The organism is Denitrovibrio acetiphilus DSM 12809 (assembly GCF_000025725.1).
Taxonomy (GTDB): domain Bacteria; phylum Chrysiogenota; class Deferribacteres; order Deferribacterales; family Geovibrionaceae; genus Denitrovibrio; species Denitrovibrio acetiphilus.
Genome location: NC_013943.1, coordinates 2,888,960 through 2,906,086, shown reverse-complemented (window position 1 = coordinate 2,906,086; position 17,127 = coordinate 2,888,960). Strand labels below are relative to the sequence as shown.

Genomic DNA, 17,127 nt, shown 5'->3' with positions numbered 1-17,127 from the left:
TCATAGGCGTAATGTGAGATATATTAAATGAGGAGGCTCATATGGCAAGGATTGAAAGCAGAATGACTGCTAATGCGGAATACGCTGAACAGATACAGAAACGTCAGCAGGAGAGTAAAGAACTGCGCAGGCAGGAGCAGGCAAAATCGGAAAGGATACGTGAGGAAAGCATCGAGCAGAGGCGGGGAGATGATGTCCGCGTAAAAGAGGCGAAAGCGGATGACAGAGAGGAAAAAGCAAGGGTTAGGCAAGCCGGCAAAGGCATCAATGTTGATGAAAAAGCGTAAAATATAAGGCAGAAACGAGTTTATTTTTCACGCTATATACTTTTAAATCATATTGTTTAAAATTTGCTCTCATGTTATTGTAGCCGGACTAGGTTGAGGGTTAACAATATTGTTAAGGATCATATTTCTGATGGTTTTGCTTGCAGCAGGGGTCACTGGTTGCAGCAAGAATGAAGAAAAAATAAATATTGGGTATATGGGGACGCTTTCAGGTAGATATTCTGATCTTGGGCAGGCGACTTTGCAGGGAGTTATGCTCGCGATAGAGGTTTCACCTGTGGGGGAAAGAGTCAATCTTGTTGTCAGGGATGATTATGGCAGACCTGCTGAAGGTGCTGCACTGCTGGACGAATTTTCCGAAGCAGGAGTAAAGTATATCATCGGTCCGAATCTGAGCAGTGTTGCGAGTACAGTTGTACCTCTTCTTGGCACTTACGGTATATTTATGATGAGTCCGACCGCAAGCACATCTTCTCTGGCGGGTAAGAAGGATAATTTCGCACGTATAATCCCCAACAACAGCCGCAAACAAACAGAAGGAATGTCTTCATACCTTATTAATAAATTGAAAATAAATGATATTGTAATTCTCTATGACGCCAGAAATGCGTCATATTCTAATGATATAGTAAAGACTTTTACCGAGTCTTTTATGAACCATGGCGGCAGTATACGCGATGTACGTCCATTCAATCCTGATTCCAGAGAAAGGCTTGGTTCCTTGATCGAGAAAGATTCTGCTAATCCTCCGGAGCTTTATTATGTGATTGGTTCAGCGATGGATACTTCACTTATTATCTGGCAGATGAAAAAGCGCGGGTTTGGTTCGAAGATACTTATTCGGAAATGGGCAACTTCGGATGATTTCTACAGGCTCGGCGGTGAGGCTGTGGAAGGTGTTATGCTGTTTGATTACTATGTAGACCAGAATTCCCCTGCATATGCAGAATTCGCGAAGGCATATAAAAATAGATTTCAGAAGGAACCTTCATGGATGAATGTCTACGGCTATGAGGCTGCAATGCTTCTTCTGAACGGTCTTGATGATATTCAGTCAGGAACTAACTTTGTTGCCGCTCTGAGTAAAGCTTCTGCTAAGGGGGAATTATTTACTGATATCGAGTTCGACGAATACGGTGATTCGTACCTGCCTCTGCACTATTTTATTATTGAGAAAGGGGAGACCGCCTATCAGGGCATAGCCGAATGAAGCAGAATGCAGGCATCGGAAAATTATTCATAATCCTCTTCTCTTTTTTTCTTGTCCTGCCTTTGGGCGGATTTCTTTTGTTTTTTCTGACCAGTATTTATGATTCTACTAAACTGAAAATTTCAGGTGATGTTCAGACCGCAGCTTACTCTATTGCCGGTAAAGTCAATACAAGACTGGAAGCCCCCGCAGGATATCTGTTGAGTGTTGCTGATGTTATTGGTAAGAAGGGGCTTGTTGATAATTCTCTTGCACTTCTTCAATATGGTGTGAAGAATACTCATATTCTTGAATCAGTCTATCTGCTCGATAAGGAAAAGAAAATTGTCGATTTGTCATTTAGTTCATTCAATATGTATGAAAAAAGTGATTTTATCGGCATAACATTAAGCAGCGTCAAAGGATTTAAAGATTATGAAGTCTACTGGAGTCACCCCTTTATCTCTTTTTCCGGCAGTAACTATTTAGTACGTATCTCTGTACGCTATCCTGATGGCTATGTTGTCGGTGATATAAATTTGCAATTTTTATCTGAGGATCTGCTCCGTTTACATCAGTCTGATAATGCAGGTGTTTTTATTATAGATGATCATGGTGATATTATTTCCGCCACGAATTTAGGCAGCAGTGCGTATCGTGAAAACTTGTTTCGGCATCCTGTTGCTCAGAAGGCTTATCAGGGCGGGCATGTTGTCGAAGATTATACATATGACGGGCAGAGAAGGATAGGTGCTGGCTACAAACTGCCTGCTACAGGGTGGTTTCTGGTGTTTGAGCAGAGCCGCAAGTCTGCGTTCGGGTTCTTCGATGAGATTGTCCGTGTGACAGCAATATCTTTTGTTGTAGCAATGTTTTTCATACTAGTCGTGCTTTACTTTATCAGACAAAAACTTATAAGACCCCTTGAAAAGCTGACTGTGTGGAGCGAGTCTATTTCGGAAGGTATCTATAAAGATTTTGAAGCTGCAGATAAGAATGTCTTGAGAGAGCTCAGAGTGCTTTACGACAGCTTTGAAAATATGTCAGAGCGTATTCTCGAAAGAGAAAAAGCCCTTAAAGATAAGGAAGAATATATACGGTCTGTTTTTGATTCTACTACAAACACCGGGTTAATAGTTATTTCGACAGACTCAGAGCCGGTTATTACTGATGCAAACACAGGTGCGCAGCTTATCCTTGACTATAAGCTTTCTGAAATGATCGGACAGTATGCGGCGATGATGGTGAAAGGTGGCGGTGACGACTTGGGCAGGTTGCAGAAGGGTGCTCTAAGACGCGGAAATATGACAACAGCCCGCTTTGAGATGGTGAAGAAAACAGGGGTGTCCTTCCCTGTTTTGTGCAGCGTGCACCCTATGCATAATTCTGACGGCACTATAGAGGCACTGATAGCTGTTTTTATTGATATAACAGAGATTACCAGAATCCAGAATGCATTGAAAAGAGAGAAGGAAAGGCTTGATGTTACCCTTAAAAGTATCGGAGAGGGAGTTGTTGCTGCGGACAAAACCGGCAGGATAACACTTATGAACAGCAGTGCGGAGTTTATACTGGCACAGAAAACAAGATTTTTGCTGGGGCGGGATGTTGCAGAAGTGCTTAAGATACGTGATTTTGATACCGGAGTTGATCTTTCCGCCGAGCTGACACGCATAAATGATTCTTTCAGCAAAACTTTTCGAGCAAATATTGACACTGAGCATTCAGGGGCTGTAACAGTTAACCTGACATCTTCGGCGATGGTGAACAACAAAGGTGAGGCTGTTGGTTTTGTATATGTTTTTCGTGATATAACCGAACGTATCCGGATGGATCAGGAGCTTTTGAACAGAAAGATGCAGCTCGAAGAGATAAATAGAAATCTTGAGATAAGGGTTACTGAAGAAGCCGAAAAGAGAAGGAAGAATGAACAGCTTCTTTTCGAGCAGGCTAAATTTGCTGCTATGGGGCAGATGATAAGTGCTATCGCTCATCAGTGGAGGCAGCCTCTGAATGCTCTTGCTTTATATACGCAGGATATCGAAGATGCTTATGATGCCGGAGAGGTTGACGGGGTGTATCTCAGGGGATTTGTTGTAAACTCTATGAAACTTATACATCATATGTCCGGAACTATTGATGATTTTCGAAATTTTTTTCACTCTTCAAACAAGAGAGAGCCTGTGAGCATAGTTTCTGTGGTGTCTGAAAGCGTTTCGCTTATCTCTACTCAGCTCCGCAACCAGAATATTGACTATGAGATTATTGTGCGTTCCGACAGAGAAGAGGAAATTTTTAAAAATGCGCTTCCTGACGCTGATGCAAAATATGGGAAAGATATATTAATCAGTTCCAGTGAAATGAAACAGGTTCTTCTGAATATTCTTCAGAATGCCAGAGATGCGATAGCAGAAAAGAGAAATAATTCTCTCAGAGATGCTGGTAACATATATATAACAATAGAATATAAGGAAATGAAAGTTGCAGTATCCATTAGTAACGATGGCGTGAAGATACCTGATGATAGTTTTGTACGAATCTTTGACCCGTACTACACCACCAAACCGGAAGGGGAAGGTACAGGTATTGGACTTTATATGTCAAAAGTTATGGTGGAAGACCACATGGGGGGACTGCTTACAGCCTGCAATGTAGAGGACGGCGCGAAGTTTACGGTCACACTTTATTACGGCTCATGAGCAAATATGTCATTGTGTCATAATGTTATATGTGATATACGGAAATAACTACTAATAGGTAAAAAAGACATATGGGATTAGTTTATATCGACGATATCAAACCCGGAATGAAGCTTGAAAAAGACCTTGTCTGCCCTAACGGAAGGTTTTTGTTGGGTGCCGGGTCTGTTTTCGAAACAAAGCATATCAAAATCGCCCGGTCATGGGGGATTACAGAAGCGTTCATTACGGGAGTTGACAAAAGTATACTGGACAGTCAGGCAGAAGCAGAGTTTTCTAAAGAGATACTTGCTGACGCAGAAAGTATTCTTGAGAGGAATTTTCGAAATACCAGTCTGACCGCCGATGTTGCGAAAGAGATATACAGACTTAATAAACTCAATATCGCAGGAGGGATAAAGTCCGGAAAAATCAAAGCAGCGGATGCTCTCAAAGAGCAGGATATAAGCAGTATATCTGAACCGCAGCCCGTTGATCGGAATGTCATTACGCCGAAGTATCTTGTAGACAAAGAGATCGGGCTGGCATCGTTCCCTGATATATATTATAAGATCAACGAGGTTCTCAACTCTCCCCGCAGTTCAGCGTCACACATGGCGGATGTCGTAGAGAAAGACACCAGTCTTTCGGCTAAACTGCTTAAGATCGTTAACAGTGCCTTTTACAGTTTCCCGTCTAAAATAGACTCGATTCGCAGAGCCATTACTATTATCGGTACAAAAGAGCTTGCAACACTTGCGGTGGGAATCTCTGCCATAGAGGCATTTAAAGGGATACCGCAGGAGCTGACAAATATGCGTCTCTTCTGGAGACATTCCATTGCCTGCGGTGTTTTTGCCAGACTTCTCGGTACTTATCTCGAAGGGGTTTCAACAGAGAGACTTTTTGTGTCCGGTCTTTTGCATGATGTGGGCAGGCTTGTCATATTTAAATCATTGCCGGAGCACTCTGCATATGCGCTTTATCTCAGTATGACTCAGTCCAGACCTCTTGCAGAAGTAGAGAAAGAACTTTTTGGTTTTGAGCATGCAGATGTTGGCAGTGCCCTGATGGAGAAATGGAAATTTCCGTCACGGCTCATAAAAAATGTTAAATTTCATCATACGGATTCTGCTGTGGATGTGGAATCTTCAATAATAAATATAGCGGACTGTCTTGCCATCGCTTTTGGTGCGCCGGTTTCCGCATCTACGATTGTTCCATCTGTAAGTGAAAAAATATGGGGCAGTCTTGGGCTTTCGCCTTCTGTTATTCAGCCAATTGTCAGCCAGTCAGAAAGGCAGATCGAAGAGATTGAGGAAGTTTTCTTTAAGGTGCTTTAAATGAATGAGAACGACAGGCTCGGATTTCTGGAGGCAAGAGTTGATTTTTTGCTTCAGGAAAAAACAGAGAGTATCAAAGCTTTGGAGAATGTTTTAGAGGTTGACGATCTTGCGGTCAGCCTTAATAAACTCGAAAGCACTGATATTATCATCGAACGTGCCTTTAAAAAAATATCAAAACTGGTTCGCGTTAAGTCAGCAGGATTTATGCTGGTTGATGAGAGTAACGGTTTCTTCACGCCCGCAGCCTTCTTCCCGGAGGAATGCAGGGACAGTATCGTTTCCGAAACAGATAAACTCATTATGGATAACACATTTGCGCTTGCTGTCAAAGCTAACAGGTCTGTAACAGTCAGAAGCAAAGTGCTGGACGGTGTTCTTCTTGTTCATGCGCTTTCCACTGTTTCACGCACAAGAGGGATGTTTATATGCCTGCTTGATGTGAACAAAGAGGATGTCCCCGATGCGGTCTTTTCTCTTATCACCATCGTGATGAATAATACCGCACATCTTCTGGAAAGTTTCGAACTTTACAACAGAAATAAAATGGCAAATGAGCTGCTTAGTAAAAGTGTTAAAAGGCTTGAGCAGTCCGAAATCTACCTTAAAAGCTTTAACGAGAAACTTGAGGCTGAGGTTGAATCACGGACGAGAGAGCTGACTGCGACCAACTCTTTGCTGGAGAATGAGATCAGCGAGAGGAAGAAAATTGAAAAACTTCTCATTCAGCAGAAAGATGCTCTTGCGAACCTTAATCAGACCCTTGAAAACAGAGTCGCTGTTGAAACAGAGAACAGACGCAGAAGTGAACAGGTTCTGCATGAACAGAGTAAGATGGCAGCAATGGGGCAGATGCTGAACGCTATCTCACATCAGTGGCGTCAGCCGCTTAATTCCCTTGGGATGATTGTTCAGGATCTGATGGATGAATTTGAAGAAAAAGGTATTTCAAAAGAATACCTGACAGAATCTGTGGAAAAAGCTGTTAAGCTTATACTGCATATGTCAAATACCATAGATGATTTTTGTAATCTTGTCCGTCCGGACAGCAACGAAAGAGAAGATTTTAATCTTTTTGAAACGGTTAAGGATGTGTCAGTTCTGGTTAATGAAAGTTACAGTAACTCCGGTATCTTTATCGAACCTCTGCTCCGTGGTGATAATGAGGAGACAGAGCAGCTTATTGTTCATGGTGAACAGGGACTTTTTAAACAGGTTCTTCTGAATATCTTTTCCAACTCCAAAGACGCCATAAGTGAAAGGCTGGCAAACGGTAAAATTTCTAGAGGACTCATAAGGGTAGAAGTGGAGTCACTTGACGGAACTCTTAAAGTTTTTGTTACCGACAACGGCGGCGGTATCCCCGTTGCAGTCATAGACAGAGTTTTTGAACCGTATTTTACAACTAAAGAAGAAAGTAAGGGGACGGGCATAGGTCTTTATATGTCCAAAGTTTTTATCGAAGAACATATGAACGGTTCCATCGCAGCAAGCAATACAGGTGATGGTGCTTTGATCAGCATATGTTTTAATAAAAATTAAATTGATTTCAGTTTCCAAGGCTTATTATTTGCGGCAAGCTCTCGCCGGTATTATTATTAATTATAGTTACTAACGAAAACAGGTACATATGGCTACAGCAAAGTTCCGCATCGCAGTCATTTCTGACCTGCCGGACGGGCTGTGCAGTCCGGAGATCTTAGATCTTTCAGATATTTATCAATATAAGTGCGTTCAAAACATTCAGGCAGATAAGTATGACCTGATTTTATGGGATGCAAGAGGGGGCACAGACCTGCTTTGTGAAGCCCTGCCGGAATTATGCAGAACTGTTACCGTGATCATTGCAAATGACATTGATCCGTCGATAAGACAGGAACTGAGCTTATTTCATGATGTGTTTTTCTCTATCCCGCCAATCAGTAAAAGCGAAGTCGAAAATTATTCTACGATGTCCGCAGAGATGGAATCTGCTCTGATGGATATGCAGATATATGAAGAGTTTGTGGAAGATACAGACAATATCATCACAAGAGTGGATAAAGACGCACGGTTTACATATGTGAACACTGCTTGTGAGGGTCTGTACGGGGTAAGCAGAGATGTGCTTATAGGGCAGTCTGCATTCGATTTTACACATGTCGATGACAGAGAGATCACTATTAATGCTTTTAACAGCTGGATAAAAAATAAGCTGAAGCGGACATCTTTTGTCAACAGACAGATACTTAGTGACGGCAGCGTGATTCATGTTTTATGGACGATAAATCTTCATTACGGCAGTTCAGGTGAGCTCCTTTATATTAATAGTATTGCTAAAGATATCACAGATGGCTATCTGGCAGAGGCTGCTCTGAAGAAGAGTGAGTCATCCCTGCGTGCAATACTGGACTCGTCACAGGATATTGTTCTGCTGCTTGACTCCGATGGTACAATACTCGATTGCAACCAACAGTTCTGTAAAGAGGTTGAAATCGATATTGCTTCTGTTCTGGGGTGTAATCTCTGGAACATCAGAGGGATGAACACTAACGGAGAGAGGCGTGTTATCTTTGACAATGTCGTTCGTACAGGCAAGCCCTGCCGTTTTGAGGATTATGGCGCAGATAATTGGTACAGCGTATATATCGCCCCAATAGCTTTAGAAGATATGGAACAGAAGCGGTTTGTCGCTTTTGCGAAAAATATTACCTATAGAAAAGAAGCTGAGCAGTTCGCCCGGATGAACGAACACAGGCATAAATCACTTGCCATATTAGGGCAGATGTACGAAGCGGATTTTGACGAAATACTTGAATATTCACTTGAAAGTTCCATAGAACAGACGCAAAGCATCGGTGGGTATATTGTTGAGTATGATGCGTCTATCGGAGTGTCGAAGCTTAAGGCGTTTAAAGGGCATAGTAATACAGAGGTGACTCTCTGTGCAGATCAACCTCTGGAAGTGAGCAGATTTCATGACCTTTACACGGTATTGCGAAATAAGGAACCTGTACTTAATAACAGGCAGCGTTCTGTCATACCTATGCCTGATACAAAAACGGCTGAATATAACGAAAATTCAATGCTGGTGCCTTTGATGGCGCAGGGTGAGATCAGGCTCATTCTGGCGGTCTATGGCAAGAGCAGGAACTATAATCTTAGCGAGGCTATCGGACTGACGCACTTTATGGAAGGGGTGTGGCGGCTCAGGGAACGCAAGGAAGTTGAAAAGACAATCAGTCTCCTAAATCAGGAGCTGGAGAGGAAAGTTAATGTGAGGACAGCGCAGCTTAAAGAGAGTGAGGTGCGTTTCAGAACTGCTTTTGAGTCGACTGTGCACGGCATGCTGCTGATTGCTCTCTCCGGTGAAATTCTTCAGCTTAATAATTCATTCGCAGCGATGCTGGGATACGATGAATCTGAACTTGTGGGAGAAACAGTCTATTCTATTACTTATCAGGATGATATTAAGCTAACTACGGAGGCGATGAGGTCTATTGTCAGTGGTGAACAGAATCATTATGATATCACAAAGAGATATGTGCGTAAGGACGGAAATCTCGTTATTGCTACGGCTAATGCCGCTCTCATAAGAGATAATAAAAGCAATCCGATTTATATCGTTGCAAACGTGGTCAATATAACTGAGGCTGAGCACACAAGAAAAGAACGTGACAAAATCTTTGAACTGAGCCGGGACATTATCGGCATTGCAGACCTCGACGGTAACATCCATTATCTGAATTCTGCATTTGGCGAATTACTTTCCTACAGCACTGCTGATGTCATTAACAGCAATTTCAGAGATATTTTACGCCCATCTGACATCGAACAACTGGAGATAGTTTTCCAGTCTCTTCAGGAGCTCGATTCTCTCGTAGACTTTGAGTCCATGCACACATTGCCTGACGGAAGCATAAAATGGATATCATGGTCTTTTACCGCAGACCGTGTTAACAACAGGATATACAGCATTGGCAGAGATGCCACTGACAGGAAAGTTTACGAGAACACTCTTAAAGACCAGAAAGATAAGGCGGAGCAGGCAGGCAGAGCTAAAAGTGAGTTTATGGCGAATATAAGCCACGAGATAAGAACTCCTCTCAATGCTGTGATTGGCTTCAGTGAGCTGCTGTCTGCAAGAGCACAGGACTCAAAAGCCGCTTCTTATATCAATTCAATAAAAACCAGTGGGAAGGCTCTTCTTACGCTTATTAATGACATTCTTGATATCTCAAAACTAGAAGCAGCCGCAACAGAACCTGTTCTTGCTCCGGCAAGTATCAAAATGCTTCTGGAAGAGATGGTTCGGATATTCGGCTACCGTACAGAACACACTGACATAAAGCTGGGGTATTTCATAGCGGCAGATACACCTAAAACCATGATGCTTGACATATCCAGACTGAGGCAGGTGCTTCTGAACCTTATAGGTAATGCTGTCAAATTTACCGAAAGGGGAGAAGTAAGCATAAGTGTCCGGTGTGAAGCTGTAAATGATGAACGTGTGGATCTGTATATAAGCGTAAAAGATACCGGCATAGGCATCCCTAAAGAAGAGATGGAAGATATTTTTCAGGCGTTTCGGCAGAGAGCCGGACACAACATTAATAAATATGGCGGCACTGGTCTAGGGCTTTCTATCTCTTCTAAGCTTGTCGATATGATGGGCGGAGAAATCAGAGTGGAAAGTAAGGTCGGCATAGGGAGCACATTTACGGTGATATTGCCGGCTATCCTCAAAAGTGATGTACTCGTTGCAGAGGATATTTCAGGGGGTGTCAGGTATGTCTTTCAGCCGGCAAGAGTTCTTGTTGCTGATGACGAGATAACCAGAAGAGTCTTGCGCGAGATGCTTGAAAATACAGGCTTATCTGTTGTTGAAGCGCATAGCGCAGCAGCGGCAAGGCATATTGCAGCGGAGATAGAACCCGAACTCATTATATGCTCTGACAGGTTGCCGGATAAAGGTCTCTATGAAGCTGCTCTGTGGATAAGGGATGGTATCGCAGACTTTAGCACAAAGATGATTGCTCTTGTGGGAACTATGCCGAATAAAAGTCATAGTGAGATTTTTGATGATATTCTTATAAAACCTGTATTCTCTGGTAAGCTGATGATAACGCTGGGCAGGTTTCTGGAGGTTAAGGACAGGATCGTAGAGGACTTTGCTCCGGCGGAAAAGGCGGACTGGCATACGATTGACTGTCTGCCTGCGAAGGAATATTTTTGTGGCGAACTGAAAAAACTGATCAACTCATTCGAAGGTGCGGTGGACTTTGATTATCTGGAGGAAGTGATAGAATCTCTCCGGTGCAGCGCGAAGAAAACCAGCTTAAATGAGTTTGATAAGCTTGCTGAAAGGCTTGCATATCTGGCAGATAATCTTGAGATTGAGAATATCAGAAAGATGCTTGCCCGGCTCAAAGAATGTATATCTGATGAAACCGGAAGTGTATTATGAAAAACAAAAAAATGCATGTGCTGATTGTTGACGATAACCCGCAGAATTTGAAAGTGCTTGGCAATATTCTTAAAGATAACACTCCATATGGGCTGGCTTTTGCTATGAGCGGAAAGGAGGCACTGGAATACCTTGTTAAAAATGTGCCGGATATGGTTTTGCTGGATGTGATGATGCCCGATATGGACGGGTTTGAAGTCTGCAAAACTCTACATGCAAGAGCTGAGACAAAGGGGATTCCCGTAATATTTATCACTGCCAAAAGTGAGCCGGAAGATATTGTGAAGGGTTTTCAGATGGGGGGTGTTGATTATGTTACAAAACCCTTTAATGAAGCAGAACTGCTTATGCGTATTAATACACACATGGAACTTAAGAGGGCACGGGATCTGCTGGAGGAGAAGAATAAAGAGCTTATCGAAGCTTATGACAAGATAGAGCATCTGGCACTCACAGATACTTTAACCGGTATTGCAAACAGGCGGAATATAACTAACATGCTCGGCAAGGAAGCTGCAAGATGCAAAAGAAATAAAGGGAAATTCTCTCTTATTATGTGTGATATAGACTTTTTTAAAAGAGTCAACGATACATATGGACATGACGCAGGAGATTATGTCCTGAAGACGATTTCGCATGTAATTCAGCAAGCTTTGCGTGAACAGGACATAGTTGCCAGATGGGGCGGGGAAGAGTTTCTCATCGTTTTACCGGAGACAGACGCAGGCAACGCTGTGGCAGTTGCGGAGAAGCTGCGGACGGCGATAGGGAATACTGAAATGAGTTATGAAGGGATCAGCTTCAGTGTGACAATGACCTTTGGGGTTTCAGAGTATGATGTAAGTCTGGGTATAGAAAAAAGTATAAAAAAAGCTGACGATGCCCTTTATGAAGGGAAACAGACGGGTAGAAATAAAGTGGTCCGGTCTGATTAATTCTTATTTAGTTTTTTTATGAATTCAGTTGCATCAGATAAATTCTTCGCGAAATAGTCTGCTTCTGCTGTTTTTTCTGACTGATAGCGGCTTGAAACAAGTATACATGTGCCTATACCGGCATTTCGTCCGGCGAGCACATCAGAGCGTTTATCGCCGATCATTATAGATTTACCCATGTCGACATTATATTTATCCCGGGCAAGCAGCAGCATCCCTGGGGCTGGTTTTCTGCATGAGCATTCCCCTGTAAAGTCGGGGTGGTGAGGGCAGAAGAGAAAATCTGTAATGTTTATGCCTCTGGCAGCTAAGGTATCATACATGTGTTTGTGCAGGTTTTTTACGTCATTGTCAGTATAAAAGCCTCTTGCTATGCCTGCCTGATTAGTCACTACAATAAGTTTGTAACCCATATTTTCTGCCGTTTTGAGAAACAGCTCTAATCCGTCCACCAGTTCAATGTCTTCCGGTTTGTGTATATACCCTTTGTCGACATTTATGATACCGTCTCTGTCCAGAAATAGTATTTTGAGCATACGCTTGCAGAGTCCTCCCTTTGTACTGTATAAGTTAACTTGTTTTACTTTAAAATCGTGTCAAATTATGTATTATCATAATATATTTTTAATGAAAAATATTAATATAAAAGATAGTATAGAAGTTAGTATTTAGTAAATAGTTAAGTGGATATTAAGGTTATTTATGGCATCAGTAGTTACATTTGCAAACAAAAAAGGGGGGAGCGGGAAAACTTCCTCTGTTGTGAACTCCGGCGGCGTTCTTGGTGAGCGTGGATATAAAGTGCTGCTTGTGGATCTTGACCCGCAGGCTCATCTTTCGTTCTGGTCTGGGGTGAACACTTATAACAACTACCTTTCTGTTTATGACGCACTGCTGGGGAGCTGTTCCGGCAGAGACTGTCTTCATAAGGCAGAGCACGGACTTTATGACGTGTTACCTGCTGCGACTAACTTTTCTATGGGGTTGCTCAGGCAGCTTTTAGATGGTGATAAACCGGAAGGGAAGCTTGCAAAGGTATTGATGGAATTTAAAAATGAATACGACTATATACTCATTGATACACCGCCCACAGTTGCTGTGCTCACGCTGAATGCTCTGGTTGCGGCAACACATGTCATGATACCTATTTTGCTTAATTTCCTCGCGATAGAAGGACTTGCCCAGCTTACTCAGAGTATTTACAGAATAAATGCAGGTTTTAATCCGGATGTGAGAATGACCGGTATTATCGCTAATCAATATGATATCCGTAGTAATCACTCAAAGCGGGTGTTGAAGGAGATATACGAAAACTTCGGAGACGATATGGTCGCTCCGAGGATCAGAAACGACATAAAAATAGCAGAAGCTCCGGAATACAGAGAGCCTATAAACGTTTTTGCTCCAAGGAGCAGGGGTAATATGGACTTTAATCTTCTTGCTGATTTTATAGAAGAGAAGACTGCCATAACTGGAGGGGAAGTATGAAATACCCTGTTGGTATAGATTTTGGCACAACGAACTCAATGATTGCTGTTTATAAGGAAGGTTCAGGCATTGAGGTGATATCCTCTGACAGCGGAAAGAGGTTCCTCCCTTCTGTTGTGTACTTTAAGAATGCTTCCGAAGCTGTTACAGGGGACAATGCCCGCAGTATGCAGCTGCTGGAGTCAGAAAACACTATCTCTAATGTTAAGAGATATATGGGCACTGATAAAATTTTTGATCTTTATGGGAGAGAATACACCCCACCGGAGCTTGCGGCTCTCTTTTTCAGAAAGCTTAAAACTCTGTACAGTGATTATACAGGGGAGAAGGATGCGGAGGCTGTGGTGACAGTACCGGCATACTTTGACCACCTGCAACGGGAGGCGGTTCGTGCTTCTGCTGAGGCGGCAGGTTTTGATGTTTTATCCCTGCTGAATGAGCCCACTGCGGCAGCTCTTTACTATAATAATATAGGCAAAAAAGAGGATGAGCTCTGTCTTGTATTCGACCTTGGCGGAGGGACTCTTGATATCAGCCTTATACAGATTAAAGAAGATTGCCTGAAGGTTGTCGCTACAGGCGGTTCAACTCAGATAGGCGGTTTTGACTTTGATGTTGCTGTGGCAGACTACTTTAATAACGAATTTGCAAAAATCAACGAGATTGATCTGAGGAGCGACCCTATAGCTTTTCAGCAGCTTCTCTTTCAGGCAGAGAAAGCAAAAATGGAACTGTCCTCACTTAATGAAACAAATCTCGTGATACCATATATAACCATAACACCGAAGGGACCTCTTCACTTTAAACAGACTATAGACAGAGAACTTTTTACTAAGATTACAAAACATATAACTGATAAAATAAGAAAACTTGTTTCTGATATGCTGGAGTTAAACGGTATAAACACAAAAGATATCAGCCGTGTTCTCCCTGTGGGGGGCGCCAGCAGGATATGCAATGTCCGCTCTCTTGTTGCAGAGATGTTCGGTGATGCGTTAAGTAAGGATATTAATCCTGAAGAGGCTGTGGTGAGCGGTGCCGCAGTGAATGCCGCCATGCAGACGGGGGTTGTCACAGATAAAAAGTTTTTTGATGTAACAAGTCATAATATGGGTATAGAAGATGACAACGGTGATTTTGAAATCATAATGAAAAAGAATGAGCCCTACCCTGTGGAATTCTCGACCAGATTCAAGACCACAGACAACAATTTGGATAAAGTCACCATACACGCTCTTCAGGATATGGCCGGGTCAGCTTTGAATATTTCGGACAGCCCGGCAGATGACCCTGAATATTTTGTAAGTCTGGGCAAGTTTGATTTTAAAATAGATAAAAATGAAGAAGAAAACCTTATTGATATCGGTTTTGCTATAGATGTCAGCGGTATCGTCAGTGTCTGGACTAAAGATGTTAAGACAGGTGCAGAGCACGACTTTACGCTAAAGGCAGAGATAGATTCGGAAAAGATTAAAGACATTAAGATATACTAAATATTTATGCGGAGGGAGAGAATGAAAAAGCTCGCCAAACCATCCAGTCTGGAAGGTAGAACCGGGATAGTGAGAAAAGACGGTGAGGATCTTCTGAAAAGAAGGGATGATTCCAAAAGACAGGTCGCAGAGAAAGCAAGAGCAAGAACTCTTGCGAAACAACAGACAAATGCAGAAAGACTTGCAACAGCATCAGAAGAGATGGCTTCTGCGATAGAGCAGGCTTCCAGTGCTTCCGGTCAGCTCAATGCCTCTATGGACGAGGTTTCGGCTGCATCCAGTCAGGCAAGCACCAGTGCAGAAGGGATTAAAAACGATACTATCGCTCTGGAGATCGATGCAAAGAATGTTCTGACAACCTCTATAGAATACGAGAAGTCTACAGCCGAGCTTATAAGCAGGGTCGGAGCGACTGTTGATGCTGCAAACGACCTTAAAGAGAGCGTGCAGTCCACCACTGATAAAGTAGAGGAGTCAACTCAGCTTGTAGACCAGCTTAAAGAGAAGGCGGACTCTATCGGTCAGATTGTTCAGGTGGTAACAAAAATCGCCGACCAGACCAACCTCCTTGCTCTGAACGCAGCTATAGAGGCGGCAAGAGCAGGCGAGCACGGTAAGGGCTTTGCTGTTGTTGCCGATGAGGTGCGAACCCTTGCGGAAGTGTCTGAAAAATCAGCAAAAAATATAAAAAGTGTAATTGATATCTCACTAGAGCAGGTAACTCAGGTTGTGGGAAAAGTGGACAGTTTTCTACTGCTCTCCCGCACAAATCTTTTTAAGGCGGACTTTATAAGTAAGCAATGTACAACTGTCCGCAGCCATACAGACGAGATAGGTGTGGAGGTTGAGAAGGTTAAGCTTGGGTCACAGAGTATCAGTGACGAGTCGAGCAAATCTATGGATCTTGTGAGCAGACTCGCCTCATCCGCAGAGCAGAATGCAGCCGCTTCAGAGGAAGTGGGGAAATTTACAGGGGAACAGTCAAAAGCATTTAGCGAGCTAACCATTGCCGCGCAGGAGCTTGCGGAGATGTCTGATGAACTGAAGCACTCTACTGATATTGCAAAATCATCAGAAGAAGTTGCAGCGGCAGCGGAAGAACTCTCCAGCACTATAGAAGAGCTGAATGCATCTGCTGATGAAGTTTTGAAAGCTATAGACCAGATGGACATAGGTACAAGCGAAATATTCGAAGAGATAGCCGGTATCACAAGAGAGTTTAATATAATTTCTGATTATCTCAGTAACGGACAGGAGAGCTGGGACATTATCATGAAACTCGGTAAGCTTGTTGATGATGCTCTGGAAGAGATAAAGGCGCTTGACCACATTGTTTTTATAAATCAGCTTGAAGAATCACTGAATAATAATAAGCCTTTTATGGGACAGCTTGACCCTACAAAGTGTGCTTTTGGGGCATGGTATGAGACCTATAAGCCGGGCACGGGGAAAGAGGAGAAAGCTTATGAATTTATCAGGGAACCTCACAACCATGTACACCTTGGTGCGGCTGAAATAGTTGAACTGATGAAAAGCGGGAAGATGCAGGACGCTAGAGAGGTTTTCTCTCATAAAGTTAAGCCGTCTGTTGATCAGTTTAAGGGGCATTTCAGAGACTTCAGGCACGGCATAGAGCTTGTTGTGAAAGGGTTTGTAGGTTCAATAAATAACCTGCGTGAAGTGCATGACGAAGTGGCTCTCCTCAATAAATCTTTTGGCAATATAAGAAAGATTGTTGACACAATCACAAACGTAGCGATACAGACGAACATGCTTGCAGTTAGTGGTAATATAGAGGCGGCACGTTCCGGTGAATACGGCAGAGGCTTTTCTGTGGTGGCAGCGGATATACGCGCTCTTGCTAATGAGTCAGCGGATAATGCAGACAGGATGAAGGACATTCTGGATGAAATGTATGAGCGTGTGGTTAATTTTCAGAATGAACTTGCAGAGATAACAGCCCTTATCAGGGTGCAGATTGAGAAATCACAATCCGCAGTGGACAACCTTGTGAATGTTGTGAGAATACGTAAGCACCTTATTGATCTCCGTGAGAAATGCGCCAACTATGTTGAGTCTGGCGCTGTAAAAGTTGAAACTGTGAGGGTAGCGTGTCAGCAGGGGCTTGAAGCTGCTGAAAACCTTAAGTCACTTTCTGATGAAGCCAAAACCGCAGCAGATGAGCAGGTGAAAGGTCTTCAGGAGATAGCGGCAGCGTCTGAAGAGGTTGCGTCGCTGGCAGACGAAATGCAGGTTTTCTAAAGATCC

11 protein-coding genes are annotated in these 17,127 nt (G+C 43.0%); 10 read left to right on the top strand and 1 reads right to left on the bottom strand.

Annotation, left to right across the window (positions count from 1 at the left end):
* The first annotated feature begins 41 nt into the window (after nucleotides 1–41).
* From DACET_RS13800 to DACET_RS13770, 7 genes are all read left to right on the top strand, one after another.
* On the top strand, nucleotides 42–287 hold the full coding sequence (locus DACET_RS13800) for a hypothetical protein (RefSeq protein WP_013011981.1): 246 nt from the start codon (nucleotides 42–44) through the stop codon (nucleotides 285–287).
* Between the two features lie 109 nt (nucleotides 288–396).
* Nucleotides 397–1,497 (top strand): ABC transporter substrate-binding protein, encoded by a 1,101-nt coding sequence (locus DACET_RS13795; RefSeq protein WP_148214195.1) that lies wholly within the window; start codon nucleotides 397–399, stop codon nucleotides 1,495–1,497.
* Nucleotides 1,494–4,175, top strand: a complete 2,682-nt coding sequence (locus tag DACET_RS13790; protein WP_013011979.1) for a PAS domain S-box protein — start codon at nucleotides 1,494–1,496, stop codon at nucleotides 4,173–4,175. The genes DACET_RS13795 and DACET_RS13790 overlap by 4 nt, the downstream gene beginning before the upstream one ends.
* 71 nt (nucleotides 4,176–4,246) lie before the next feature.
* Nucleotides 4,247–5,497 (top strand): HDOD domain-containing protein, encoded by a 1,251-nt coding sequence (locus DACET_RS13785; RefSeq protein ID WP_013011978.1) that lies wholly within the window; start codon nucleotides 4,247–4,249, stop codon nucleotides 5,495–5,497.
* Complete coding sequence (locus DACET_RS15785) at nucleotides 5,498–7,039, top strand: sensor histidine kinase (RefSeq protein ID WP_013011977.1); 1,542 nt, start codon at nucleotides 5,498–5,500, stop codon at nucleotides 7,037–7,039.
* Nucleotides 7,040–7,127: 88 nt separating this feature from the next.
* On the top strand, nucleotides 7,128–10,943 hold the full coding sequence (locus tag DACET_RS13775; RefSeq protein WP_013011976.1) for a PAS domain S-box protein: 3,816 nt from the start codon (nucleotides 7,128–7,130) through the stop codon (nucleotides 10,941–10,943).
* Nucleotides 10,940–11,878, top strand: a complete 939-nt coding sequence (locus tag DACET_RS13770) for a diguanylate cyclase (RefSeq protein ID WP_013011975.1) — start codon at nucleotides 10,940–10,942, stop codon at nucleotides 11,876–11,878. The genes DACET_RS13775 and DACET_RS13770 overlap by 4 nt, the downstream gene beginning before the upstream one ends.
* Here the strand turns inward: DACET_RS13770 and DACET_RS13765 are convergent.
* Nucleotides 11,875–12,414, bottom strand: coding sequence for a D-glycero-alpha-D-manno-heptose-1,7-bisphosphate 7-phosphatase (locus DACET_RS13765; RefSeq protein WP_013011974.1), 540 nt, complete (start codon nucleotides 12,412–12,414; stop codon nucleotides 11,875–11,877). The two genes, DACET_RS13770 and DACET_RS13765, sit on opposite strands and share 4 nt — an antisense overlap.
* 166 nt (nucleotides 12,415–12,580) lie before the next feature.
* Here DACET_RS13765 and DACET_RS13760 point away from each other — a divergent pair, with 166 nt between their 5' ends.
* From DACET_RS13760 to DACET_RS15780, 3 genes are read left to right on the top strand one after another with little or no spacing between them, the layout of a single operon-like run.
* Nucleotides 12,581–13,366 carry a ParA family protein gene (locus DACET_RS13760; protein WP_013011973.1) on the top strand — a complete coding sequence of 262 codons (786 nt, stop codon included), beginning with the start codon at nucleotides 12,581–12,583 and terminating at the stop codon, nucleotides 13,364–13,366.
* On the top strand, nucleotides 13,363–14,859 hold the full coding sequence (locus tag DACET_RS13755; RefSeq protein WP_013011972.1) for an Hsp70 family protein: 1,497 nt from the start codon (nucleotides 13,363–13,365) through the stop codon (nucleotides 14,857–14,859). The genes DACET_RS13760 and DACET_RS13755 overlap by 4 nt, the downstream gene beginning before the upstream one ends.
* Nucleotides 14,860–14,880: 21 nt before the next feature.
* A complete protein-coding gene (locus tag DACET_RS15780) occupies nucleotides 14,881–17,121 on the top strand; it encodes a methyl-accepting chemotaxis protein (RefSeq protein WP_013011971.1) in 2,241 nt (746 codons plus the stop codon).
* The last annotated feature ends 6 nt before the right edge of the window (nucleotides 17,122–17,127 follow it).